The organism is Flavihumibacter rivuli, from assembly GCF_018595685.2.
GTDB lineage: Bacteria > Bacteroidota > Bacteroidia > Chitinophagales > Chitinophagaceae > Flavihumibacter > Flavihumibacter rivuli.
In genome coordinates this window covers 853,296-877,664 of the sequence record NZ_CP092334.1, presented here as the reverse complement: position 1 = coordinate 877,664, position 24,369 = coordinate 853,296, and the positions used below count along the sequence as shown (strand labels likewise).

Here is a 24,369-nt window from a genome sequence, read left to right as displayed (position 1 = left end):
GTTTTTTGCGGTTAGAATTTAGCCTGTACACCAAAGCTGTAGGTTCTTGGAATAGGTACGGCGCCGAAATCAATACCCCTAAGGATGGTGCTCTGTCCACCGGCATTAACTTCAGGATCATAACCCTTATAGTTATCCCAGGAGACCAGGTTACGGCCACTCAGGGTCAGGTTCAGGTTGCTGAACACTTTTCCAACGCGACCAACCCTGTAGGAGAAAGCCACTTCACGAAGCTTTACGAAAGATCCATCGTCAATTCTCCATTCTTCGATGGGGTATACACCCTGGATATATCCACGGGGAATCTCACCATTATGCTCCTGTTCAGCGACCTTACCATTACCTACACCCTGTCGAGTCCTCCAGTCGGCATTGAATACATCAACTCCCTGTACGGCATCAACCTGTACACGCAATCCAAGCTTCTTGTAAGAAAACTCGTTCACCAGTGAACCGGTCCAATCGGGATTGGGGTCACCGATAATCCTTCTCAGTACAGCACCGGTTGGCAATCCGTTGGTACCACGCTGCGGGGTATAGGAAAGCGGGGAATTCTGCACACCCCTTTCAGTTTGGGGAATACCTGCAGGATTCTTCACCTGTTCGCCATTTTCATTCACCGCAAAGAATGTTCCATAGAACACACCGATGGGCTGCCCCTCCAGGATAGCTACTGGCGCACCACTATTGGTGCTCAACAGCGTTAATGCCTGGCCAATGTTTACAGCCTTGTTGCGGTTATGGTTATAGATAGCGGTTACATCCCAGCTGAAATCCTGCTTGCGCACCAGGCCGGCATTCACAACCACTTCAAAACCCTTGTTCTCCAGGGATCCGAAATTGTCCAGGCGGCTGGAGAAACCAGTGGTGGGGGCAATCACCCTGTTGATCAGCAGGTCGTTTACCTTCTTGTTGTATACGTTCACCTGCAAACCCAGCCTGTTCTTGAAGAAGGCGAGGTCCATACCAAATTCCAATTCGGTCTGGCGTTCCGGCCTCATGTTCTCATTGGCCAGCGTGGAAGATGAGAAAAAGGAAGAACGGCCAAGGTAACCAACACCGGTATAACCATTGAATCGATCATAGGGTCCAATACCTGTAAGGTTTCCTGACTCACCATAGGCCACCCTGAACTTCAACAGGTCCCACCAATCACTCACACCCAGCTTCTCCCAATAGTCAGTTGAGGAGATCACATAGCTGGCACTACCTTTCAGGTAAACCTGGTTGCGCTGGTCTGGTCCAAACACGGAAGATCCGTCCATCCTAACCGCACCGGTAAGGAAGAGGTGGTTCTTGTATTTGAAATTCTGCTGGATATAACCACCGGAAACAGACAGTTCACCCCTTGCATCCGCTCCGGGAAGCTGGGTAGCAGCACCTGGAACCGTTTGAACGAAGGGAGGCAAACCACGGCCCTGGGCCATTACATAGCTGCTCTTCTCATACTGCAGGGAGTAGCCCACCTGGGTAGTGGAACTCAGGTTGTCGGTGATATCCGTATTAAAAGTACCATTGAGTTCATGGTTGATCTGGAAGAACGTGAAACTGGCAGAACTGGCGTAACCATTCAGGGAAGGATCAAGGCTTGCACCACCTCCAAAGAACGCGGTATTCACGTTATACGCAAATGGCGGGATATAGGTCTTACCATTCTGTGTATAGTTGTCGATACCCATGGTATAATCGAAGCTCAGCTTCTTGGTAGGCTTGTACTTCAGTGAAGCGCCGGCCAGTATACGATTGGTCTCTTGCTTTTGCTTGATGTCCTCAATTACAGAAACAGGGTTCACCCTGCCCCTTTCACCAACAGCCTTGATGTTACCAAGGGCGTCGCGGGTCCAGATATCATGGAAGTTACCAATGATATTGATGGAGTTCATAGGTGAGTAGAATGAGTTACCATCCGGCTTTTCATTTCCGGTGCTGTTGATATAATTCAGGTTAAGGGCCACATTCAGCTTATCACCGATCGCCTGGTCTAGGTTGGAACGGAAGCTGAAACGCTGGAAATCGGTATTCTTGATGATACCCTGGTTGTAGAAATAGGAACCTGAAACATAATATTTGGTCTTATCACGGCCACCAGTAACCGAAACGTTGTTATCGGTACCTATTCCAGTGCGGAAGATATAGTCGTTATAGTCATAACGCTGTACCGCTGTAGTATTGGTGGGCAGTGCCGGAGGAGTACCTGTTGCGGTAATGATGTCCTGGGTAAATACATCAGGTGAGCCACCGAATTTAGTGGGGGCATTACTTACAGGAACCTTATGACGGATTTGGTTTACCATGACATTAGTGGAGAAGCTCACTACAGGAGCACCAGTACTACCCCGCTTGGTGAAGATCTGAACCACACCGGCATTGGCGCGGGAACCATAAATGGCAGCAGCTGCCGCACCATTCAACACCTCGATCCTTTCAATGTCGGCAGGGTTGATATCAGCCATACGGTTGGTACCAATGGAACCAACAAAGTTCTGGCCATCATAGTTACCCTGTGTATTCGTTACCCTGGTAGTTGCGTTGTTCACGATGATACCGTCAACGATATAAAGCGGTTCAGAAGAACTGTTGATGGAACTGATACCACGGAGGCGTACGGAAATACCACCGGCAGGATCACCTGAGTTCTGGATGATCTGGGCTCCGGCTGTTTTACCCTGCAAGGCCGATAGAACGTTAGCGGTGGCGCCTTTGTTCAGGTCATCGGCCTTAACAGTGCTGATATAGCTACCCAATTGCTTTTTGGTAGTACCGGCTGAAGTACCTGTCACCACCACTTCTTCCAGGCCAAGGGCATCTGCATCCAGCTGGGCGTTCGCTTTATAATCACCTGCACCGGCAACCTGTACTGATACAGAACGCCCCTTGAAACCAATACCCGAAAAATCGACCTGGTAAGTACCTGGCTTCAGATCGGCCGTAATACCATAGTCGCCATTCTGATCTGTTGCGGAACCAATAGTGGTATTCCGGATGAGTACGGTAACACCGGCAACACCGTTGCCTTTTGCATCAGTCACCTTACCCGTAATTCGAACCTGTGCCATTGAGGCAAGGCCCAGCAAACACATCACAGCCAGCAGTAATAGCCGCCTTGACATGATCACTCTTTTAAGAGGTCCATTTTTCATACAGCGTGTTTTGATTTATCAATGGAGAATAATACAAATTGGGATCACAAAGGGCAGCGGGAATTCGTTGGGAATACTGAACGAAATGACTGCTTTGCGGCAAAGGGGCATAGTGCGGAATGGGCCATTCCATCTGGTGTTCATACACCTCCAACGGGTATCCAAAATGGCCAACCATAAGCAGACTGTCCTGGTTTGGGCAAAGCATAGCAATCGATTCGGCATTGAAATTAAGGGAAATCCATGCAAAACCGCATAAAACTGCAAAAAAAATTTGGATTATCCGCAAACTCAGGCAAGATAAACACGAAAAAAGCTGCTTTGTTCAAGCAGCTTTTAGCATAAAATTTTACGGACGGAAGCTATCAATGCAACATCACCGGCAATTTCACCTGGGTCTTATCCCATTCCATGATCATATTGCCCCCTGCAAAACGGATGGTGAACTGTTCTACTACCTGGTCCAGGTTAATCACGGGCACTTTTACCTGTGCCACATTCTTCCCCTTGATCTTATCATATTCATAAGCTCCCCATTGCTTTAACTCGCTATTCAGGATGATGGTCCATTCCTTTGCTTCCGGAATCACAAAAAGCGTATAGGTTCCAGCCTTAATATGCTTACCAGCCAGCATAGCATCCTTGGCGAAGGTGATCTCGGTAGCCTCATCTGCACCTGCCCTCCATACCTTTCCGTAAGGCTCCAAAGAACCAAAAATATCCCTGCCCTTCTTGTAAGGACGGCCATAGGTGACACTGATGCCGCCGTCACTAACTGTTTCATGTGGGCTCTTCCGCTGTTGCTGGGCACAGGCAGGAGCTATAAAAACAAACGCAAGCAAAGCAAATAATACAGATTTCATATAACTGGTTTTTGAATACTGAAATTACTGATTTGATTCCACAAGCTGCTTTAAATGTGTAAGGCTTTGTTCCATGACCGGCCCCACCTGACGGTCATAAATGATACTGCCAAACTTTTCCCAAGGATACCAGCCGAGGTGAAAATTAAAATACCATTGAACAGTAATAATACCTGGCCTCGGTTCCATGATACTGTAAACTGATTCAAATTCCTTTCCTTTCATTGGGGTCCAGACAGACTGGACCATGGAATCCGATTTGGTTTTCAGGCTTATGGCATAGCGTGATCCCTGCCATTGCCTTTTATTTTGCCATTGGCCCTTTTCCTGCACAAGGTATTCATTCCACTTGCCCCAGTTCATGCCCTCTTGCACAAATGGCAATACCGCAGCCCTGGGCGCATTGATATCGATCGCCCTACTAATCCTCACCGAAGAGGGTATCAGGAGCGAAATGGCTGTCAGTAAAAGAAATAACCCAATTGCACTGATCAGTGCCAATTTCAATAATCGCATAGGTTTATTTTTATTCCCACCTGAACACTTTTATGGCTACTGCATACACAATGCCCCCCCAAACCACGAGCACCAGCAACTGTGGCCAGCAATCGCCCAAGTGGGCCCCTTCAAATGCGATCTTTCGCATCGCATCATTGAAATAGGTCAATGGAAGCACTTTACATATTGGCTGCAGCCAGGCAGGGAAACTGTCTATTGAAAAGAAGGTACCGGCCAACAGGAACTGCGGCAGCGTAATAATATTGGCAAAAGGCGGGATACTGCTTTCATTCTTCGCCAACCCACTTACAATGAAGCCGAAACCCATGAATACCAGCAAGGCGACAAAACTGAGTACCATGATCTCAAGAAAGGTGAGCCAGCCATGCACCAGGGTGAACTCAAAAGCGAAATGCCCAATCCCAATGATGATCACAGCGGTCAGTAACTGGAAGATCACCCTGCTCAGGCCCTCTCCCAGCACTATGGCAGCCTTACTAACGGGAGTGGCAAAGAATCTCTTGATGACCAGTTGCTGGCGGAGGTTGAAGAATAGGAAGGCTACACCAAATACCCCTGCACTGAGCAGGGAAAAGCCCAGCTGCCCAGGCAGGATAAAATCGATGGTGCGGTATTTCCTGACCTGGCTGATCTGTGGAACTATCCTTGCCACACTATTCCTACCGCTGAATCTTTCCCTGTCGATCTTCGTGATCACATTCTCCACCAGCGGAAGGAAGGTAGAGAATTTATCTGCACTGGCGGTTGTACTCCTGAAATGGACAATATAAGGTGGCTCACCTGCCGTGGTATCCCCTTTCCGGATATCCAGCACACCAGTGACCCTTCCTTTAGTAAGGTCCTGTTCAACCGTTGCACTGTCCTTGCCATCGATAAACCGGATATTATTGAAACCTTTGAGACTATCGAGGATGGGATTAAGGGTATCTGAACCGGTAGCCAAAACCAGTTTATAGCTTGGTCCTGAACCGCTCCCGATAAACCCAAAGACCAGGATAAATACCAGTGGAAAAAATATGCTGAAGATCACAGCGGACGGGCTTCTCAATACTGCCTTCAGGCTGGCCCTGGTAATGGCCATCATGGCCTTCCACTGACTGTACTGCTTGTTACTCATAATTTGTTGGTGGCAAAGCTAAAGGCATGGCAGCGCTCTACCAAACCCATGATCTTAATGAATGACGATCCTGAAAGGCATCCTGGCCTGGGCATTTCCGATGGAACCTTTCAACTGCAACCATTCCTGGTAAAGCCTGTAGCTCCCCTCCCCCAGTTCGCGTTGCAATACAGACTCGTGTACATTTCGTTTATAGGACCCTGATAGTCTTTCCAGCAGGCCCACCGGCTCCGGGTATTCGCGGATCCGGAAAGCTTTTAAGCCGGCCAGCTTAGCGGCAGCATTTACAGCATCATCCATCCCGCCCAGCCTGTCCACCAGGCCAATACGGATAGCTTTATTACCAGCCCAGATCCTGCCCTGGCCCACACTATCCACCATGGCTACTTTCATTTTCCTGCCTTCTGCCACCCTTCCAAGAAAAGTTTGGTAGATACTGTCAACATCCGCCTGGTAAAAGGCCTTTTCTGCATCAGACAATGGCTCGGTGATGGATGGATGGTTGGCATAAGGCCCGGTCTTCACCCCGTCAAAAGTAACACCCACCTTATCGGAGAAGAACCCCTTCATATTGGGAATGATACTGAATACGCCTATGGAACCGGTAATGGTAGTAGGTAGCGCAAATATGCTATCCGCATTACAGGCCATATAATAACCACCGGATGCCGCCACATCACCATAACTCACCACCACCGGCTTGTCTTTTTTAGCCAGGGCGATTTCCCGCCACATGTTCTCGCTGGCCATGGCACTGCCTCCACCGGAATTGATGCGCACCACTATCGCTTTTACCTTGCTATCCAGCCTTGCCTTACGGATATACTTCCGGAAACGGTCTCCGCCAATATTGTTCTCATCACCGCTGCCATCCACAATATTTCCCTCTGCGTAGATCAGGGCTATCCTGTCAGTTCCAGAGCCACCCTTGAAGTTGACCCCCTGGGAATACTTTGACATGGATACAAAGCCGATCTTTTCTATGGAAGTGGCGCCGGTTTTACGCCTGATCTCTTCTTTCACTTCATCCTCATATTTGACTGCATCCGCCATCTGCAACCTCACAGCATCATTGGCTGTCCTCAACGCATAAGTATTGGCGTAAGTCCGCAACTGCGCCGTATCAATCTTGCGCGCTGAACCCACCGCAGCCAGCAGGTGAGTGTACAGGTCTTCCAGCAGTTCCATGGACTGCAGTTTATTGGCATCGGTCATCTTTTCCTCCCTGAACGGCTCTGTGGCACTTTTGAACTTACCGGCATAAAAGATCTGGGGCTGGATCTCCAACCTGTCCAGGGCTTTTTTAAAGAATACGTACTCCATGCCCAGGCCCTTCCATTCTATCCCTCCTTTGGGATGCACATATACTTTATCGGCAACACTGGCCACATGATAAGCCAGTTGGGGGATCACTTCCCCATAGGCAATGATGAATTTCTTTGAACGCTTGAATTCCAGTAGCGCATTCCGCAATTCTTCACTGGTTCCATAACCATTGGCATTACCCCCGCATTTCAGGTAAATGCCATCAATATTGTTATCAGAGGCAGCAAACCGGATCATCCTTACCAGGTCATATATACCGGGTGATTCAAACTCAGCCGAACCGCCCAATGGCCCCAGCATATCCTCTTTGGCCTGTTCCGAAAAAGATTGCGAAAGGTCAAGGTATAATACGGATGAAGGACTGATCACCACCTCCTCACGGGATGCCAGCGAACCGGCCAAACCTAATAATATGAAAAAGGCCAGTAAGCAGAAAACAACAATCGCCAAAAGGGAGGCGAAGAAATATTTAAAGAATTGTGCCATAAATGTGCAGGGTTGAAAAAAGCAAAATCACGGATATTTGCGCCTGTAAAGTAATAAAACTATGGATACTGCTTACCTCCTGATAGGCGGCAATATCGGGAACAGGGAGGAATACCTTCAACAAGCCCGGACCCTGATCAATGAACTGGCAGGAGAGGTAAGGAAAACTTCTTCCATCTATGAAACTGCAGCATGGGGTATGACGGACCAAAACGCCTTTCTTAACCAGGTGCTGGAAATAGCTACCCCTTACAATGCCCATCACCTGATGGACCGCCTCCTCCTGATAGAGGAAAAGATGGGCAGGAAAAGGTCCATCAAGTTCGGGCCAAGGACCATTGATATCGACATCCTGCTCTTCGGCAATGAAGTGCACAACACTAGCCATACCAGGATCCCCCATCCAGAATTACCCAACAGGAGGTTTGCCCTCATCCCATTGGCGGAATTGGCGGGCGATCTCGAGCATCCCGTGCTACACAAATCAATAAACGAATTACTGGATGCCTGCCCGGATCAACTGGCTGTGAATAAAATCTAATGAACGATTTCCGCCAATCCTTTTTCTTTGCAACTTTCAGCAAGTTATAAGGGAATACTGGGGATGGCAACACCATCTGATTACCCCATTGCCCCCAACCTCCAAAACAGAGCCTAAACCCGGATGAATTACCATTTTATTACGATCGAAGGAAATATTGGTGCAGGCAAGACCACGCTGGCACATATCCTGGCCAAGCATTATAATGCAAGATTGGTACTGGAGGAGTTTGCTGATAACCCTTTCCTCCAAAAGTTTTACGAGAACCCTTCCCAATTCGCCTTCCCGCTGGAACTATTCTTCATGGCGGAAAGGTATAAACAGCTGAAGGAATTGATCCACACGAAGGACCTCTTCCATAATGTAACGATCTCGGATTACCTGTTTACCAAATGCCTGCTCTTTGCCAAGGTTAACCTTCCGGAAGAAGAATTCAGGTTATACCAACGGCTTTTTGAGATCATCCACCAGCAACTTATCCAGCCGGAGATCCTGATCTACCTGCATGCCCCTGTTCAAAAGCTGCAGTTGAACATCAGGAAGCGCAACCGACCCTACGAGCAGGCGATACCAGACGAATACCTGTTCAGTATCCAGGAAACCTATACCCACTATATCAAGCAACATAACATCAAGACCCTTTTTGTTGATGCCAGCAATGCCGATTTCCTGGGCAACGAAAAGCATGTGCAGGCCATCATCAATGCCCTTGACAAAGACTATGATGACGGCCAGCATTTCATTGCCTTACCCTAAGCATCAACGTTATGAATGAAACCTCCCCTATAGCGCAGGCACAGCATGACCCAATGGCCAGCATCAGGCTTCCTGAATTCCGCAACCTGATGATCGGGAGGTTCCTTTTCATCATGGCCCTCCGCATGATGGCCACCCTGGTGGGATGGTGGTTATACGAGCTCACGAATGACCCCTTGGCCATGGGCCTGGTAGGATTGGCAGAAGCCGTACCGGCTATCTCCCTGGCACTTTATTCCGGTCACGTAATTGACCTTTCTGACAAGCGCAAACTGCTGATCAGGGGCGTTTCCTTCTACCTATGCTGTGCGGCCATCCTGCTTTTCCTTTCCTGGGCCTTTAGCAAAGGCACCACCAAGGTATGGGTGGTTAGCGGCATTTACATCGCGATCTTTTTTACAGGTATCATCCGTTCATTTACCGGCCCCTCCTTCTCGGCTATCCTTGCCCAGATCGTTCCCCGACAGCTACTCGCCAATGCTACCACCTGGAGCCAGGGAACCTGGCTAACGGCATCGGTTACCGGACACGCTACTGCTGGCTTCCTGATCGCCGCGATCCATACTACCGGCACACTTATCGTCATCTGCAGCCTTATCGCTGCCGGATTGTTTTTTATCTATTCACTACTGCCCAAACCACCAGTTGCCAGGGCTGGTGATAAAAAGACCTGGGAGTCCGTACAAGAGGGTATCCGATTCGTATTCCAGACAAAAGAGATCCTGGGGGCGCTTACACTCGACCTTTTCGCTGTTTTATTTGGGGGGGCAGTGGCCATGGTACCGGTTTTTGCCAAGGACATCCTGAAGGTGGGTCCAATTGGTTTTGGATGGCTGAATGCAGCGGCTGATATAGGGGCGATCCTGATCATTGTAACGCTAACATTCTTCCCTATGAAAAAAGCCCAGGGAAGGAAACTCTTTTATGCTGTCGGTGGCTTCGGGATCTGTATTATCATCTTTGCCCTTTCCAGGGCATTCTGGCTTTCCTTTATTGCCCTTTTGTTTAGCGGGGTCCTGGATGGGATCAGTGTAGTGGTCAGGGGAACGATCCTGCAATTGAAAACCCCTGACGATATGAGGGGAAGGGTACTCAGTGTGAACAGTATGTTCATCAACAGTAGCAACGAAATCGGGCAATTCGAAAGTGGTGTGGCGGCCAGGCTGATGGGTACTATACCCTCAGTTGTATTTGGCGGCTGCATGACCCTGGTAGTCGTTATTGTAACCTGGTACAAGGCCAGAACATTAAGGGAAATGGAATATTGACCACCATTACCATTTGGGACAACAGGCTTCTTTGCGGGAACCTCCAACTTCATTCTTATAATATATCCAGGTCCGAATCCTGGTATCTGGGAACCTAGAGCTTAAGTATTTCCTTTCTTTTACCCACGACCCATACGATATCGCCCCATTCAAAAACAGTATTGGATTCCGGATTCAGGATACGACGGCCATCCCTTTCTATACCCACTACCAAGCCATTGGTCCTTTCCCGGATACCTGAATCCAAAATGGACAAGCCTTTCAACCGGTTATGCTCATCCACCTTTACCTGCATCAGGCTGATCTCCTCATCATCGTGGCCGGGTATGGTTAGGGTCTGGCCTATCTCCTTACGGAACAATTCCAACTGCTGGTCAGTGCCGATCACCGCCAGTACGTCATTGGGGAATACATGTTCATCCCGCTTGGGTGCCGCTATTTTCAATGCCCCCCTGTCGATGCTGGCAATATTCACCCCGAACCTTTCCCTCCAGCCAAGCTCCATTAGGGTCTTGCCCACACAGACCGCTTCCGGTTTTATGGTGAAATAAGCCAGGTGCGCGTCCCAGGGCGAGAGGGTACTATTGGCACCGGTATTCCTTGCAATTTCACGGTTGTTGAGGTTCCGGATGAATCTTTTCTCCATCCGGGTATAGAAAGCCTGGAGTTTCCTGGAGAAGATCACCAGTACGATCACCAGCACCGCCAGGGTAAGGATCATCGATATAAAATAATCGAAGAGCTGGCTCATCAGCAAATAGAGGTAGAAAACGGCAAGCAGGTTCCTGGTTACCTCCAAAACTACCAGGGGCCCGTGGTTCAACTGGTTATTCATCCATACCGTCATATAGGCCCCGCTATGCGGCTTCTTTACGGTCAATGCCCAAATGAACGGTGAGGCCACTGTCAGGGAAACCACTATGGTAATGACATGGGCAAGGTTGGCATTATCGATATACTGCCGAAGGATCGGATCAAGCCACCTCACCCCTAAAAACATCAGGGCCAGGATCACAATGGAATTCAAGCCGATCACCATGGCATAATACCGGAATACCTTGCGGGCATCCGATTCCGAAGGGATATGCTGGGCGCCGCTACTGTAGCGGTTCAGGCGGTTAACCCACTTTTGGGGAAGGGTTTTTTCGATCGACTTATATACCGGTTCAGCTGCCCTGATCATAAAGGGAGTAGTAAAGGTGGTGATCACCGAAACCCCAACAGCAATGGGATAAAGGAATTCATCGGTCACCTTAAGGGAAACACCCAATGTGGCAATGATGAAAGAGAATTCACCGATCTGCGACATACTCATCCCGGCTTGGATGGATTGTTTTAATGGCTGTCCTGCGATAAGGGCACCCAGACTGACATGGATGGTCTTACCCAATACCACCGCAAGGGTGATCACCAGCACGGGAATCTTATATTCCCACAACAGATGGGGATCGATCAGCATCCCTACAGATACAAAGAAAATGGCACCAAAGAGATTCTTTACCGGAACCATCTGGTGTTCGATCTGTTCCGCTTGCGTGGTTTCAGCCAGTACAGAGCCCATGATAAAGGCACCCAGGGCCGCTGAAAAACCAATGGTCGTAGCCAACAGCACTGTTCCCAAACAAAGCGCCAGTGCTATAATGAGCAGGGTCTCCTCGTTGATCCATTTGGCAGCCCAGCGAAAAGCACCAGGAATGATGAAGATGCCACCAAGGAACCATAAGCAGAGAAAGAAAACCAGTTTCACGACTGCCAGCAACAACTCGGCTCCTGAGAACTGCTGGCTCACAGCAATGGTAGAAAGCAAAACCAGCAACAATACTGCAACGATATCCTCTATCACCAGCATACCCATTACCAGCGAAGCAAAACTTTTTTCTTTTAGTCCCTGTTCCTCAAAAGTCCTGATAATGATAGTGGTGGAAGAAATGGCAATGATCCCCCCAAGGAAGATACTGTTCATGGCAGACCAGCCCATGATAGTACCCAACACGTATCCAAGCACCAGCATTCCACTGATCTCAAAAATCCCTGATACACCGGCTGCTCCCCCTACCCTCAAAAGTTTACGGAAACTGAATTCAAGCCCCAGGCTGAACAACAGGATGATCACCCCTATTTCAGCCCATATCCTGATGTTCTCGGTATCAGCGATGGTGGGAAAGAATGAGAAATTGGGCCCAACGAAAAGTCCGGCAACTACATAACCTAAAACCAGTGGAAGCTTCAGCCGCCTGAAAAGAAAGGTTGTGACAGCAGCCACCAGCAGGATCAATGCCAGGTCATTTATCAAAAGCGGTAGATGAGCCATATTTGTTAACGGTAATGTTTATTCGCAAATATCCCGGTCAACACTGTTCAGGACAATTAAAACCTATTTAATCTGACCCATCAGGCGTTCAATAACATAATAAACAGCCGGGCAAAAACTGCTGTTCTTCAGGGTTAGGGGAATCCTTTTCAGGATAACATCTTCATCAGTGTAAGGAAAACGTTCACAATCAGATGGCCTTTGTTCATAAATGCTGCAACGGTTGTCTGTCCCCAGGAAGGGACAGGGGCTGGTCCGGACTACATAATCACCTTCCTCATCCAGGCGCAGGTAGGTTTCAATGAAAACACTTTCCTTCATCCTGAGATACTTGCTGATCCTTCTGATGTCCGTTGTCTTGAAACGCGGGGAATAGTTTTTACAACAGGCAGCACATTCCAGGCAGTCGATCTTACTAAAAGCCTCCTCATGCAAATCGGGCAGAAGCCTCAGGACCTTATTCTTATTGGCTGATTGCAAAAACTGCTTGTAAGCCTTCTGCCGTTCGGCACTTTTTTTCTTCCAGTTAAGAAGCAGGTCTGACATGATGCAAAAAAGGGTTTAGGTCCTGCAATATACACCAGGGCTGATAATCGGCATCTCCCCGGAGCTACCGTGTACCCACATCTTCAGGTGCTTTCTCCTCGTTTGGAAGGTGAAGCAATTAAACAATAGCTATTGTCCTGAACTATGGTTGGTGCTCTGAGACCCGGAGGGCAATGTCATTAAGTTAAGGGGAGTTGGGTTGGTGTGCTAATAAAAAAAGCAGAGAATCACTTTGTTATTTTTGAGGTGCGAACTACAAAAAAACAGGATTCTCATGCTTGAGGCAAATTTACGTATCATCCAAGAACTAAAGCTATTCTTACAGTTAATTGTTAGCGATTCTGATCTGCTGTCGTTCTTTGGCAACACCCCTACTGCCTTTACCCGGAGGAGAAAACTTACGTTTGATCGGATGGTTTTGCTAATTGCCCGGTTATGTAAGAAGACACTGAGTGTGGAGCTGGCGTCATTCTTTAACGAGATAGGCACCTCCCTGGACTGCTCCACCAGCGCCTTCTGCCAGCAGCGAATGAAGCTTAACCCATTGTTCTTCAAAATATGGAACAAGCTACTATGTGACGCATTCTATGCTTATAATGCTGCAAATGTGAAAAAATGGAGAACTTATCGGGTCGTTGCCATTGACGGCTCCAATATGAGCCTTGTGAATACCCCATCACTATCCAGCCATTTTGGTGGTCAGCATAATCAGCATGGCTCTTTTGTCCAGGCAAAGGCAGTTTATCTGCACGATGTACTCAACTGCTTGACAATCAGCACCTCTTTAGTTCCTTTCAGAACCGGAGAGCAAATTGTTGCCTATTCTATGATAGAACAACTTGAAGAGGACATGCTGGCCATTTATGACCGAAATTTCTGCAATTACAAGATGTTCGCATTGCATTTATGGCAAGAGACGGAGCGGAAGTTCATCATTAGGGCTAAGGAAAGTTATGAACCCTTTAAGGGATTTATTGCCAGTGGCAAGAAGAGTGATATAGTCCAGTTGCTACCTTCATTTTCAGCAATAAAGGGATTACGTCAACATGGTTACATTATCACCCGTCAAACAGCATTGAAGGTCCGACTGGTGCGCGTAGACCTTCCCGATACTGTTGAAGTTCTAGTGACCAACCTTTGGGAAGAGGAAGATAATCCCAGCCATATTTTTAAGGAACTATACTTCCTGAGATGGAAGCTTGAAACGAACATCTCACACCAGAAAAACATCTTACAATTGGAGTCCTTTAGTGGCCTTTCACCCCTTTCGGTTGCCCAGGACTTCTATGCTACAGTATTTACTTCGAACCTACATGCCATTTTAGTAGCCCCGGCACAGAAAGAAGTTGACGAAAAACCATACAGGGGTAAATATCCCAGAAAGGTTAATGGAAACAAATCATATGGAGGCTTGAAGACCAAAATGGTAAAACTCTTCATTGTCCAAAACCCGGAATCCATATTATTAGAGCTACAGCGATATTTTGTAAGAAATACATTGCCAATCCGATCGGGGAGATCCTCGCCAAGACAGATTAAAAATAGAAATAGCAAAAGCAAGCATAAAACCTATATGAATTACAAACCCGCCTTCTAAAACCTTAACTTAATGACATTGCCCGGAGGGTCTCTTTGTTTGTAGCATAGCAAGGGTGATCGGTTAGGCTCCCCGAGCCCCGTAGGGCGCTCCTTATTTGTATTCAATCAAGCTGCTGTCGCTACAAATAAACAGCACCCTACGGGGCTGGATTACATCACTACCACCTTGCTACAAAGAAGCAGCCCCGCTGGGGCTGGGCAGCATCACTATCCCGTCTACCCTTTAGCAGACCGCACTGAGGTGTTAAGTAAGTAAAAAGATGTGGGTACACGGTAGCTCCCTGGAGACCTCCTTTCCTATACCCATTTTGTATGGCGGGGACAGCCCAACTCAAGTTCATACAGTACTGACCACCAACAAGTAACACTTGCCTCAAACAGAAGTCAACCGTTTGTTCACAACACTCAACAAACAGCTGTTAGTTAATGCACTTATCTTACCTTTGCGCATCCATAAAAGGTCAACCCGTCATATTATGAATTTATTCCAATCACAATCGAATGAATTTCTTGCCCGTCACATTGGCACAGTGGGATCAGAGCAGGAAATGCTGGCCACTGTTGGTGTAGGCAGCCTGGAAGAACTGATCAGCAAAACGGTTCCTGCCGCCATCCGCAAGCAAGGCGACCTGAATGTTCCCGAAGCGATCAGTGAGGCCCAGTTGCTGAAGGAACTGAAGGAGATCTCGCTCCAGAACAAAGTGTTCCGTACCTATATCGGCCAGGGATATTATGATACCATCACCCCAAGCGTTATTCTCCGCAACATCTTTGAGAACCCGGGATGGTACACGCAATACACTCCTTACCAGGCAGAAATTTCACAGGGAAGATTGGAAAGCTTGTTGAATTACCAAACCATGGTGAGTGACCTGACGGGATTGCCTATTGCCAATGCCTCCCTTTTGGATGAGGCTACTGCAGCTGCCGAGGCTATGAACATGCTTTTCCACCATGTCAACAGGACAGATGAGATCAAGCAGCCCAAATTCTTTGTAGATAACGACGTTTTCCCGCAAACCAAGGACCTGGTCATCACCCGTGCCACCCCAATTGGCATTGAAGTGGTTTTTGGAGATTACAGGACCACAGCTATAGATAACAGTTATTTCGGTGCGCTGGTGCAATATCCCAATGAAAAGGGAAGCATTGAAAACTATCGCTCCTTTGTTGAGAAAGTTCATGGCATTGGTGGTTATGTAGCCATGGCCACGGACCTGCTGGCCCTGACCCTGCTCACCTCCCCTGGTGAATTAGGCGCAGATGTGGCCTTCGGTTCTGCACAACGTTTTGGTGTTCCACTGGGTTATGGCGGTCCGCATGCAGCCTTCTTCAGCGCGAAGGACGAATTCAAGCGTTCCATGCCGGGAAGGATCATCGGTATCAGCATTGATGCACAGGGAAAGCGAGCCTTGCGCATGGCATTGCAAACCCGTGAGCAGCACATCAAGCGTGAAAAAGCAACCTCCAATATCTGTACAGCACAGGCACTGCTGGCCAACATGGCCGCCATGTATGCCGTATTCCATGGACCAGAAGGCTTGAAGAATATTGCCATGAGGGTATCCCTTTTAACGCGCACCCTTGCCCATGAATTGACCGCGCTGGGAGTTGAGGTTGTCAACGATAATTATTTTGACACACTTTATATCAAGGCGGGCAATAGCGAACAATTGAAGGAATTGGCCGAAGCCCAGCAAATGAACTTCAGGTATTTTGACAATGGCCATGTAGGCATTTCGCTGGACGAAACCACCACCCAAACCGATATCCTCGATATCGTAAGTGTGTTTGCCGCTGCCAAAGGCTCTGATATTGCAGCCATTAGCTTCGATAATGAGGCCAGCTTGGACAATATCCCCAGCAGCCTTACCCGCACTTCTGAGTTCCTTACACACCCGGTTTTCAACAGCCACAGGAGCGAGAGCCAGATGATGCGTTATATCAAGTCCCTTGAAAACAAGGACCTCTCCCTCAATACCTCCATGATCTCACTGGGCAGCTGTACCATGAAACTAAATGCGGCTACCGAGATGATGCCATTGAGCTGGAGCCATTGGAGCAAGATCCATCCTTTCGCACCCGCCGTGCAGGCTGCAGGTTACCACAGGGTCATCAATGAACTGTCACAGTACCTCTGTGAGGTAACCGGTTTCGATGCTTGCAGCATGCAACCCAACAGCGGCGCGCAGGGGGAATATGCCGGTTTGCTGACCATCCGCAACTATCACCTTGCTAACGGTGATGCACACAGGAATGTTTGCCTGATCCCCATCTCCGCCCATGGCACCAACCCCGCTTCTGCAGTAATGGCCGGAATGAAAGTGGTAGTGGTAAAGGCACTGGAGAACGGGTACATTGATGTAGATGATTTCAGGGCCAAGGCCGAGCAATACAGTGCTAACCTGGCGGGAACCATGATCACCTACCCCAGCACCTATGGTATTTTCGAAGAGAGCGTAAAAGAGATCTGTGATATCGTTCACCAGCATGGCGGACAGGTGTACATGGATGGCGCCAACATGAACGCACAGGTTGGACTGACTTCGCCAGGCCTGATCGGTGCCGATGTATGCCACCTGAACCTGCACAAGACCTTTGCCATCCCACATGGCGGTGGTGGTCCTGGAATGGGCCCGATCTGTGTGAAAGCACACCTTGCCAATCACCTTCCCGGTCACTGGGCACTGGATGGCCAGACAGGCACCCATGCAGTATCTGCAGCACCCTATGGCTCTGCATCCATACTCCTGATCAGTTATGCCTATTGCAGGCTACTGGGCAGCAAGGGGCTAAAGCAAGCAACTGAATATGCTATACTCAATGCCAACTACATGAAGGCAAGGCTGGAGCAATCCTTCCCTATCCTTTATACCGGAAGCCAGGGTACTTGCGCACATGAGTTCATCGTTGACCTGCGTCCATTTAAGCAAACAGCAGGAGTGGAAGCAGAAGATGTTGCCAAGCGCCTGATGGATTATGGTTTCCACGCACCTACCATGAGTTTCCCTGTTCCGGGTACCATCATGATCGAGCCGACAGAAAGTGAGGACAAGGCTGAGCTGGATCGTTTCTGTGATGCCCTGTTGGCAATCAGGGAAGAGATCGCAGCCATTGAGAACGGCACTGCTGACAAGGCCAATAACGTTTTGAAACATGCCCCGCATACCCAACTGGTAGTGATGGCTGACGACTGGAACCGTCCTTATAGCCGTCAACAGGCAGCCTATCCGCTGGAATATGTTGCGCTCAATAAATTCTGGCCAAGCGTTAGCAGGGTAAACAATACCCATGGCGACAGGAACCTGATCTGTACCTGTGAGCCGGTGAGTGCCTACGCTGAAGAGAATGCCTGATCATTACTGACTAGCATTTAAAACTTACCCATAAAGAAACGGTTCCCTTAGCGGGAACCGTTTCCATTTATACTTATACTGATCATCAGTTGCGGATGATCTTGAATTCAACCCTCCGGTTCAACTGCATATTCTCTTCAGAATCGTTGGGAACAACAGGCTTGGTTTCCCCATACCCCTGGGAGGTGATGCGGTCCTTGCCAATACCCTTGGAGAGGATATATTCCATTACCGACCTCGCCCTGTTATCACTAAGCCTGAAATTGTAGTCATCGGAACCACGGCTATCAGTATGCGCACTCATCTCAATGACAATGCTGGGGTTCTCATTCAGGAACTTCACTACCCTATCCAATTCAACAAAGGACTCGGGCCGCAGGTCCCACTTATCAAAATCAAAGAACACATTATTGAGCCTGAATACCTGGCCGATCTCAATTGGCGCCAGGTAGAGGTCCTTATGGATCTCCTTATAGCCTTCTTTGATGAGTGAGTCGAGCATCAGGTTTTCTGAAATGGAGAAGAACTTATCAGCCGATGCCCGGATACTGTAATTCTTATCATAGGGCAGCACGATCTTGAAAGAGCCGTCAAGGGCACTGGAAATACCATTGCCTACTACAGTTCCATCGGGAAGCGTTTCATAGATCAGGGTGGCACTAAGGGGTTCCTTCGTTTTGAGATTGTATACATTCCCACTGACCAGCACTACCGGATCTGGCTTCTCCTTTTCCATCAGCTTGACCCTCACGATATCACTTTCCCCGAATCCACTGCTCTTCGTGGTCAGGTAAGCATATTCCCCACCTGCATCCATAGTAAAGAAGGCATCCCAGTCGGGTGTATTGATAGGCTCACCCAGGTTTACCGGGTCTGACCATTTCTGCCATGTATCATCCAGCCTCTTGGTCATATAGATATCATTGTCGCCCACTCCTCCGGGCCGGTTGCTGCTAAAGTAGAGGGTCTTCCCGTCAGCTGCCAGGTATGGTGTCATTTCATCCGTATCGGGCGCATTGATCTTTTTGCCAAGTGATTTGGGTTCGGTCCAGGTACCATCATTATTCAGGAAACTGACAAAAATATCATTAAGCGCACTGCCTTTTTCGGGACTCATATACAGCAAGAGGGTCTTGCCATTGTGGGCAAGGTAAGCCCCTGTTGTCAAGCCCCGGTCATACTTGTAATAGTTTTTAATGGCAAGGGCTTCCGGCTCACTGAAACGGCCATCTTCCTGCAGCACGCAAATGCTCAGGCCCCTGGCATCAAATGCCCCTTTCAGGAAAGCACCCCGGATCAGGATCCGGTTGTTATCGGGAGAGATCGAATACACTGCATTATAATGCACCGTATTCAATGGATAGGACAAATGCCTTGCTTCGCTCCAGTTACCAGAACTGTCGCGCTCAGAGAACCAGATATCCTGGGAATTAGGAATGGTCCGGTATTTTGAATTGGCCGGATGGTTTTCACAGATAAAAAACAGGAGGTTGCCGTCCGGGGAAATAGTAGGCCTCAATTCATTGAGGTCCGAGTTGATATTTTCCCCAAGGTTCTCGATCTTGATAATGGTAGATGCAGTAATAACATTTTCTTTCTGGGGCTTCAGTTTTGCCGTATCCTTATCCATAGAGGGTTGGGCAAAAGACAGCTGGGAACCCCAAAACAAACAAATGGGCAATAAAATTTTTTTCAAGGGATGGGATTTTACATCCCTATAACGCAATTAAGGCTGAAATAATACGTTGCACCTAAAAAATCCGCAGAACCAATTACCCCTCCACCCTATTTATGGGAAAGGACATAATGTGATTGCACCAGGCCTGTATCATAAGACCTGGTGGAAAGGTGTTTCCACTGGCGCTCCGGGATACCTTCCTTGAACAACCTTACTCCCTCCCCAACCATTACGGGCACGACAGATACTATCAATTCATCAACAAGGTCCTCCCGCAGCATGGCATTCACCAACTCAGCACCGCCATCTACAAATATGTTCTTGCCGGGAACCGATTTCAATTGCTGAACCAGCTCTTTCAATGACCCGGAATAAAATCTTGTATTACCTATTGCTTCCCTCGGTTGCCTGGTAACAACATAAGTTTCCTTATCAGCATGGGGGAATTCAGGAACGGCATTCATAACCCAATCGTAGGTCTTGCGGCCGACAATGACCGTATCCACCCCACTCACAAACTGACCATACCCATAATCTTCCCCTTCCTTCTGAACGGTACCCAGGAAGGACAGGTCATCACCTGGTTTGGCAATATATCCATCAAGGCTGGCTGCGATATACACAATGACTTTTCTTTCCATAGTTAGGTTTGTTGATAAGGATGCGAAATTAGCCCAGGCTATCCACCTGACCCGAGGATTTTGAAGAACCTATTGTTTACCTTTATTAACGGCTATTATCTGAAAAGAATAGGAAAGTCGTTTTTGCATCCTTGTTGCCAAAAAATTTCAACCCAGGCTCTTGTCATTTGTTGACTATTCAAAATAATACAACATGAAGAATATCCATGCGTATGCTGCACAGGACGCTGCCACCCCACTGGCACCTTTCTCTATCGACCGGAGGGAACCTGGGCCGCACGATGTAGAAATTGAAATTCTGTATTGCGGTGTTTGTCATTCGGACATCCACCAGGCCCGTAATGAATGGGGAAACTCCATCTTCCCCATGGTCCCCGGCCACGAGATCGTTGGCAAGGTAACCCGTGTAGGGGATCATGTGAAGAAGTTTAAGGTGGGGGATCTCGCCGGTGTTGGATGCCTGGTAGATTCCTGCCGCGAATGCCACAACTGCAAGGAAGGCCTTGAACAATTTTGTGAGAATGGCTCCGTAGGGACCTACAATGCCCTGGAGAGGGATGGCAAAACCCCAACCTATGGCGGCTATTCCACCCTCATTGTAGTAGATGAGGCTTTTACCCTGAAAGTCCCCTCTAACCTTGACCTGGCTGCTGTTGCCCCATTGCTCTGCGCCGGCATCACCACCTATTCCCCCCTTCGCTACTGGAAAGTGGGTAAAGGCCATAGGGTTGGTGTACTTGGACTGGGAGGACTGGGTCATATGGCAGTGAAATTTGCAGTCTCCTTCGGTGCGGAAGTAACCATGCTCAGCGGATCACCTTCCAAGGAAGCCGATGCCAAAAGATTGGGAGCGCATAAATTTTTGCTGACAAGTGATAAAGAGGGAATGAAGCAGCACACCAATTACTTTGACTTCATCATCGATACGGTTTCTGCCCCGCACGACTATAATGTTTACCTGAACATGTTAAGGACCAATGGAACCATGATCTGCGTGGGCGCACCACCTGCACCCGCACAGGTTCCTGCTTTCAACCTGATCCTGAACAGGAGAAGTATCGGGGGTTCGCTGATCGGTGGTTTACCTGAGACCCAGGAAATGCTGGACTATTGCGGGGAACACAATATCGTATCGGACATTGAACTGATCCCTATCCAAAAGATCAATGAAGCTTACGACCGGATGCTGAAGGGTGATGTTCGTTACAGGTTTGTGATCGACACGGCCTCCCTAAAAGATTAAGCATAGCCAGGATAAAAGCTTCTTCCCAAAGAAGTCACACAAATAAAAAACGCGGCTGGAAACCCAACCGCGTTTTTTATTGCAATCTCTTAAGTCCATCTCAGTCAAATGAGGCATTCATTCTTTTGATCAAAGCCGCCCCACCCCATTCACCCGGGACAATGATCCTCCTAATGGTGTACAATGGTTCCTGGCTATCACGGGCAGTAGATAATTGATAAGCAGCTTCCAATCCTTTATCTTTTAAATGAGGGATAGCTTCCTTGTTCCATAACCCGAAAGGATAGGCGAAATATTTCACCTGCTGACCAATGATCTTTTCTAATTGCAGCCTCGGTTGTTCCACTTGCTTTTGCCAATCTTCACCCTCGTATTGTTTCACACTATGGTGGTCCCAGGTATGCAGGCCAATGGTATGCCCCTGTGTATGCAGGTCCCTGATCTGTTCGGCACTCATAAAGTTGGGACGGTTCATGGAAACAGTCATGATGAAGAATGCCGCCTTGAATTGTAAGGGCTGCAAAACATCCTTAGCCACGGTGTATTGCTCATCGCAGCCATCATCAAATGTGATCATGACCGGTTTGGCGGGAAGCTCTTCCCCATAGAGGAGGTATCGCTGTAACTGGTCTGGAAGGATCGTAGTATAACCGCTATCGGCCAGTGCTTTCATTTGCGCCTGGAAAACAGCAGGGGGAACTATATAATCTTTTGCCGAACGGGAATCCGTTGGCCTGTAATCCCTGACCTGGTGGTAACAAAGCACAGGCACTTGTGGCCGGGCCATGATCTCTTCAGCTGTTGCAGCTAATGCTTTGCGTTCGGGAGCCGACATTTCCTTCGCCGGCGGGGCTTCATTGGTTTTAGCCTCCCCATCATGGGCACCGGATACTGTTAAAATGGATGCGGGAGAGCCACCCGGCTTCCAGTCGCAACCTGCTATGGTCAGTGCTGTTAACATTCCCAAAACCAGCTGCACTTTCCTGCTATTAATACGCCTTTTCATAAGATACCAGATTTCCTGAAGAACGAAAATAAGGGGATTTTCTTGCCTTGCAGGCAAGGCTTTTATCCCCATTTAGGAATGGATTGACTTAACTTTACCCTCCTGATGCGCATTAAGGACTATTACGAAATATTAGAGATCCATCCCGATGCAAGTGAGGCAGAGATCAAGCGGGCCTACCGCAAGCTGGCCATGCGTTTCCACCCCGACAAAAACGTGGGCAACCCTTATGCCATCCATCATTTCAGGGAAATCCAGGAAGCCTACGAGGTATTATCGAATCCCTCCAAAAGGAATGAATACCATTACCAGCGGCAGGTATTTGGCCAGAACGGCAAACGATCTTTTCGCTACCAGCCGGTAACCCCCATGCAGTTATTGAAGGAAGCCAGGCAGATCGCCACCCATGTCCAGCAGGTCGATATTTTCCGGATGAACCATGAGGCGCTGAACAACCAGGTACTGCAGCTGCTTAATGAGCCGCATATAAAAATCCTGGCAGAACAAAACGAGGAAAAGACCAATGCGGCCATCATTCAGGCCATCCTTAAAGCAATAGCCCCCCTCCATTACCAATTCATCCCAGCGATTGCACAGCGACTCGTTCGCATCGCAGCTGCCAACAATGACCTGATTTTACAAATAGATAAGGAAGTGAAAAGAAAGGCAAGGCAATATTACTGGGATAAATACCATCCCCTGGTGATTGCCTTATTGGTGGCCTTATTATGCCTGCTGATCTACCGGATGGCCTAGGATTTAACACAACAAATTATCCAGCCATAAGCGAACTCTTATTATCTTGACCATTCAGAAAAAAGGACTATGCGAAAATTATTGACAGGATTATTATGCAGTTTATTCCTGGCACCTGCTGCCCATGCCCAACAGTATTACCTTTTCACCGGCACCTATACTACCGGGAAGAGCGAGGGTATCTATGTATACAAATTTGATGCAGCTGATGGAAGCATTACGCCAATTGATACAGCCAAGGGAGTAGAGAACCCCTCCTACCTGACCCTGAGTTCCAACGGACAGTTCCTTTACGCCGTGAATGAGAACGGTGAAAAGAAGCCTGGATTTGCCAGCGCTTTTGCCTTTGATAAGAATACCGGGAAGTTGACCTTCCTGAACAAAGTGGCCACCAAGGGCGACTATCCCTGTTATATCAGCATTACCGAAAATGGCAAATGGGTTTTTGTGGCCAATTACGGCGGCGGCAGCCTGGTTGCCATTGCCACCAACAAAGATGGCAGCCTTGCAGAAAATATGCAACCGGTCAGTCACCAGGGAAAAGGCCTCAATCCGGCGAGGCAGGATAAACCACATGTGCACCAAACAGTGTTGTCGCCAGATGAACGCTACCTGTTGGTGACTGATCTGGGAACTGATAAAGTTCATTTCTATGGTGTCATGAAAGGCGCCAAGAGTATGCCATTATACGCCGTTAAGCCCGATACCTACCAGGCAGATGCAGGAAGCGGCCCCAGGCACCTCAGCTTCCACCCCAATGGCAAATGGGTTTACCTTATTGAAGAATTATCCGGGATGATCAGTGCTTTTACTTACCAGAAGGGCGGTTTGGAAAGGTTCCAGAAGACCAATGCCCATCCGGAAAATTATACCGGTGCCAGGGGCAGTGCTGATATCCATGTTTCACCTGATGGCAAGTTCCTTTATGCCTCCAACAGGTTCGAAGCGAATAACCTGGCAATCTTTAGCATCGACCCTGCTAATGGGATGCTAAAATTGGTGGGTTTCCAGGATGTGATCGGGAAGAAACCAAGGAACTTCATCATTGAGCCAGATGGGAAGTATGTGCTGGTCGCCAACCAGGATACGGATAATATAGTGGTGTTTGCGCGTGATGCCCAGACAGGCTTACTTACCCCAACCGGGAAAACCATTACTGTAGGGAATCCATCCTGCTTACAACTACTTCCTATAAAATAATGGATAAAAAAAGTCCG

18 protein-coding genes are annotated in these 24,369 nt (G+C 48.3%); 8 read left to right on the top strand and 10 right to left on the bottom strand.

The window, feature by feature from the left end; genetic code table 11:
- Positions 1–11: 11 nt before the first annotated feature.
- The 5 genes from KJS94_RS03900 to sppA all read right to left on the bottom strand — a co-directional run bounded on the left by KJS94_RS03900 (position 12) and on the right by sppA (position 7,451).
- Positions 12–3,140, bottom strand: a complete 3,129-nt coding sequence (locus tag KJS94_RS03900) for a SusC/RagA family TonB-linked outer membrane protein (RefSeq protein ID WP_214446010.1) — start codon at positions 3,138–3,140, stop codon at positions 12–14.
- A 365-nt stretch (positions 3,141–3,505) separates the two neighbouring features.
- The gene (locus KJS94_RS03895) at positions 3,506–4,003 is read right to left on the bottom strand and encodes a DUF2911 domain-containing protein (RefSeq protein ID WP_214446009.1); all 498 of its coding nucleotides are present in this window, start codon (positions 4,001–4,003) and stop codon (positions 3,506–3,508) included.
- A gap of 24 nt (positions 4,004–4,027) precedes the next feature.
- Entirely contained in the window at positions 4,028–4,519 is a 492-nt protein-coding gene (locus KJS94_RS03890; protein ID WP_214446008.1) for an SRPBCC family protein, read from the bottom strand.
- Positions 4,520–4,529: 10 nt separating this feature from the next.
- Positions 4,530–5,639, bottom strand: a complete 1,110-nt coding sequence (locus KJS94_RS03885; protein WP_214446007.1) for an ABC transporter permease — start codon at positions 5,637–5,639, stop codon at positions 4,530–4,532.
- A 54-nt stretch (positions 5,640–5,693) separates the two neighbouring features.
- Positions 5,694–7,451 (bottom strand): signal peptide peptidase SppA, encoded by a 1,758-nt coding sequence (gene sppA / locus KJS94_RS03880; RefSeq protein ID WP_214446006.1) that lies wholly within the window; start codon positions 7,449–7,451, stop codon positions 5,694–5,696.
- 61 nt (positions 7,452–7,512) lie between these two features.
- Here sppA and folK point away from each other — a divergent pair, with 61 nt between their 5' ends.
- The 3 genes from folK (at position 7,513) to KJS94_RS03865 (ending at position 10,016) form a co-directional block, all read left to right on the top strand.
- The gene (gene folK, locus KJS94_RS03875) at positions 7,513–7,992 is read left to right on the top strand and encodes a 2-amino-4-hydroxy-6-hydroxymethyldihydropteridine diphosphokinase (RefSeq protein WP_214446005.1); all 480 of its coding nucleotides are present in this window, start codon (positions 7,513–7,515) and stop codon (positions 7,990–7,992) included.
- Between the two features lie 123 nt (positions 7,993–8,115).
- Positions 8,116–8,748, top strand: a complete 633-nt coding sequence (locus KJS94_RS03870; protein ID WP_214446004.1) for a deoxynucleoside kinase — start codon at positions 8,116–8,118, stop codon at positions 8,746–8,748.
- Positions 8,749–8,759: 11 nt separating this feature from the next.
- Entirely contained in the window at positions 8,760–10,016 is a 1,257-nt protein-coding gene (locus tag KJS94_RS03865) for an MFS transporter (protein WP_214446003.1), read from the top strand.
- A 94-nt stretch (positions 10,017–10,110) separates the two neighbouring features.
- Here the strand turns inward: KJS94_RS03865 and KJS94_RS03860 are convergent, their stop codons facing one another.
- Positions 10,111–12,327, bottom strand: a complete 2,217-nt coding sequence (locus KJS94_RS03860; protein ID WP_214446002.1) for a monovalent cation:proton antiporter family protein — start codon at positions 12,325–12,327, stop codon at positions 10,111–10,113.
- A 63-nt stretch (positions 12,328–12,390) separates the two neighbouring features.
- Complete coding sequence (locus KJS94_RS03855; protein ID WP_214446001.1) at positions 12,391–12,873, bottom strand: YkgJ family cysteine cluster protein; 483 nt, start codon at positions 12,871–12,873, stop codon at positions 12,391–12,393.
- Between the two features lie 274 nt (positions 12,874–13,147).
- Between KJS94_RS03855 and KJS94_RS03850 the strand changes: the two genes are divergently transcribed.
- Together KJS94_RS03850 and gcvP are read left to right on the top strand one after the other, a co-directional pair.
- Positions 13,148–14,470 (top strand): IS4 family transposase, encoded by a 1,323-nt coding sequence (locus tag KJS94_RS03850; RefSeq protein ID WP_214449557.1) that lies wholly within the window; start codon positions 13,148–13,150, stop codon positions 14,468–14,470.
- A gap of 478 nt (positions 14,471–14,948) precedes the next feature.
- A complete protein-coding gene (gene gcvP / locus KJS94_RS03845) occupies positions 14,949–17,828 on the top strand; it encodes an aminomethyl-transferring glycine dehydrogenase (protein WP_214449002.1) in 2,880 nt (959 codons plus the stop codon).
- 85 nt (positions 17,829–17,913) lie between these two features.
- Here the strand turns inward: gcvP and KJS94_RS03840 are convergent, their stop codons facing one another.
- Together KJS94_RS03840 and KJS94_RS03835 are read right to left on the bottom strand one after the other, a co-directional pair.
- Complete coding sequence (locus KJS94_RS03840) at positions 17,914–19,524, bottom strand: OmpA family protein (RefSeq protein ID WP_214449003.1); 1,611 nt, start codon at positions 19,522–19,524, stop codon at positions 17,914–17,916.
- Positions 19,525–19,613: 89 nt separating this feature from the next.
- The gene (locus KJS94_RS03835) at positions 19,614–20,147 is read right to left on the bottom strand and encodes a dihydrofolate reductase family protein (protein WP_214449004.1); all 534 of its coding nucleotides are present in this window, start codon (positions 20,145–20,147) and stop codon (positions 19,614–19,616) included.
- Between the two features lie 193 nt (positions 20,148–20,340).
- On the opposite strand from KJS94_RS03835, the gene KJS94_RS03830 reads away from it, so the two are divergent.
- The gene (locus KJS94_RS03830; protein ID WP_214449005.1) at positions 20,341–21,390 is read left to right on the top strand and encodes an NAD(P)-dependent alcohol dehydrogenase; all 1,050 of its coding nucleotides are present in this window, start codon (positions 20,341–20,343) and stop codon (positions 21,388–21,390) included.
- Positions 21,391–21,490: 100 nt separating this feature from the next.
- On the opposite strand, the gene KJS94_RS03825 is transcribed toward KJS94_RS03830, so the two are convergent.
- On the bottom strand, positions 21,491–22,396 hold the full coding sequence (locus KJS94_RS03825; RefSeq protein WP_239804286.1) for a polysaccharide deacetylase family protein: 906 nt from the start codon (positions 22,394–22,396) through the stop codon (positions 21,491–21,493).
- A gap of 105 nt (positions 22,397–22,501) precedes the next feature.
- Between KJS94_RS03825 and KJS94_RS03820 the strand changes: the two genes are divergently transcribed.
- Complete coding sequence (locus KJS94_RS03820; RefSeq protein ID WP_214449007.1) at positions 22,502–23,152, top strand: DnaJ domain-containing protein; 651 nt, start codon at positions 22,502–22,504, stop codon at positions 23,150–23,152.
- 69 nt (positions 23,153–23,221) lie between these two features.
- Complete coding sequence (locus KJS94_RS03815; RefSeq protein ID WP_214449008.1) at positions 23,222–24,352, top strand: lactonase family protein; 1,131 nt, start codon at positions 23,222–23,224, stop codon at positions 24,350–24,352.
- Positions 24,353–24,369 lie beyond the last annotated feature (17 nt).

What these genes read in the sequence shown, in the direction of transcription:
- KJS94_RS03900 (WP_214446010.1), bottom strand. Translation starts at nt 3,140, where the DNA reads ATGAAAAATGGACCTCTTAAAAGAGTGATCATGTCAAGGCGGCTATTA.
- KJS94_RS03895 (WP_214446009.1), bottom strand. Translation starts at nt 4,003, where the DNA reads ATGAAATCTGTATTATTTGCTTTGCTTGCGTTTGTTTTTATAGCTCCT.
- KJS94_RS03890 (WP_214446008.1), bottom strand. Translation starts at nt 4,519, where the DNA reads ATGCGATTATTGAAATTGGCACTGATCAGTGCAATTGGGTTATTTCTT.
- KJS94_RS03885 (WP_214446007.1), bottom strand. Translation starts at nt 5,639, where the DNA reads ATGAGTAACAAGCAGTACAGTCAGTGGAAGGCCATGATGGCCATTACC.
- sppA (WP_214446006.1), bottom strand. Translation starts at nt 7,451, where the DNA reads ATGGCACAATTCTTTAAATATTTCTTCGCCTCCCTTTTGGCGATTGTT.
- folK (WP_214446005.1), top strand. Translation starts at nt 7,513, where the DNA reads ATGGATACTGCTTACCTCCTGATAGGCGGCAATATCGGGAACAGGGAG.
- KJS94_RS03870 (WP_214446004.1), top strand. Translation starts at nt 8,116, where the DNA reads ATGAATTACCATTTTATTACGATCGAAGGAAATATTGGTGCAGGCAAG.
- KJS94_RS03865 (WP_214446003.1), top strand. Translation starts at nt 8,760, where the DNA reads ATGAATGAAACCTCCCCTATAGCGCAGGCACAGCATGACCCAATGGCC.
- KJS94_RS03860 (WP_214446002.1), bottom strand. Translation starts at nt 12,327, where the DNA reads ATGGCTCATCTACCGCTTTTGATAAATGACCTGGCATTGATCCTGCTG.
- KJS94_RS03855 (WP_214446001.1), bottom strand. Translation starts at nt 12,873, where the DNA reads ATGTCAGACCTGCTTCTTAACTGGAAGAAAAAAAGTGCCGAACGGCAG.
- KJS94_RS03850 (WP_214449557.1), top strand. Translation starts at nt 13,148, where the DNA reads ATGCTTGAGGCAAATTTACGTATCATCCAAGAACTAAAGCTATTCTTA.
- gcvP (WP_214449002.1), top strand. Translation starts at nt 14,949, where the DNA reads ATGAATTTATTCCAATCACAATCGAATGAATTTCTTGCCCGTCACATT.
- KJS94_RS03835 (WP_214449004.1), bottom strand. Translation starts at nt 20,147, where the DNA reads ATGGAAAGAAAAGTCATTGTGTATATCGCAGCCAGCCTTGATGGATAT.
- KJS94_RS03830 (WP_214449005.1), top strand. Translation starts at nt 20,341, where the DNA reads ATGAAGAATATCCATGCGTATGCTGCACAGGACGCTGCCACCCCACTG.
- KJS94_RS03825 (WP_239804286.1), bottom strand. Translation starts at nt 22,396, where the DNA reads ATGAAAAGGCGTATTAATAGCAGGAAAGTGCAGCTGGTTTTGGGAATG.
- KJS94_RS03820 (WP_214449007.1), top strand. Translation starts at nt 22,502, where the DNA reads ATGCGCATTAAGGACTATTACGAAATATTAGAGATCCATCCCGATGCA.
- KJS94_RS03815 (WP_214449008.1), top strand. Translation starts at nt 23,222, where the DNA reads ATGCGAAAATTATTGACAGGATTATTATGCAGTTTATTCCTGGCACCT.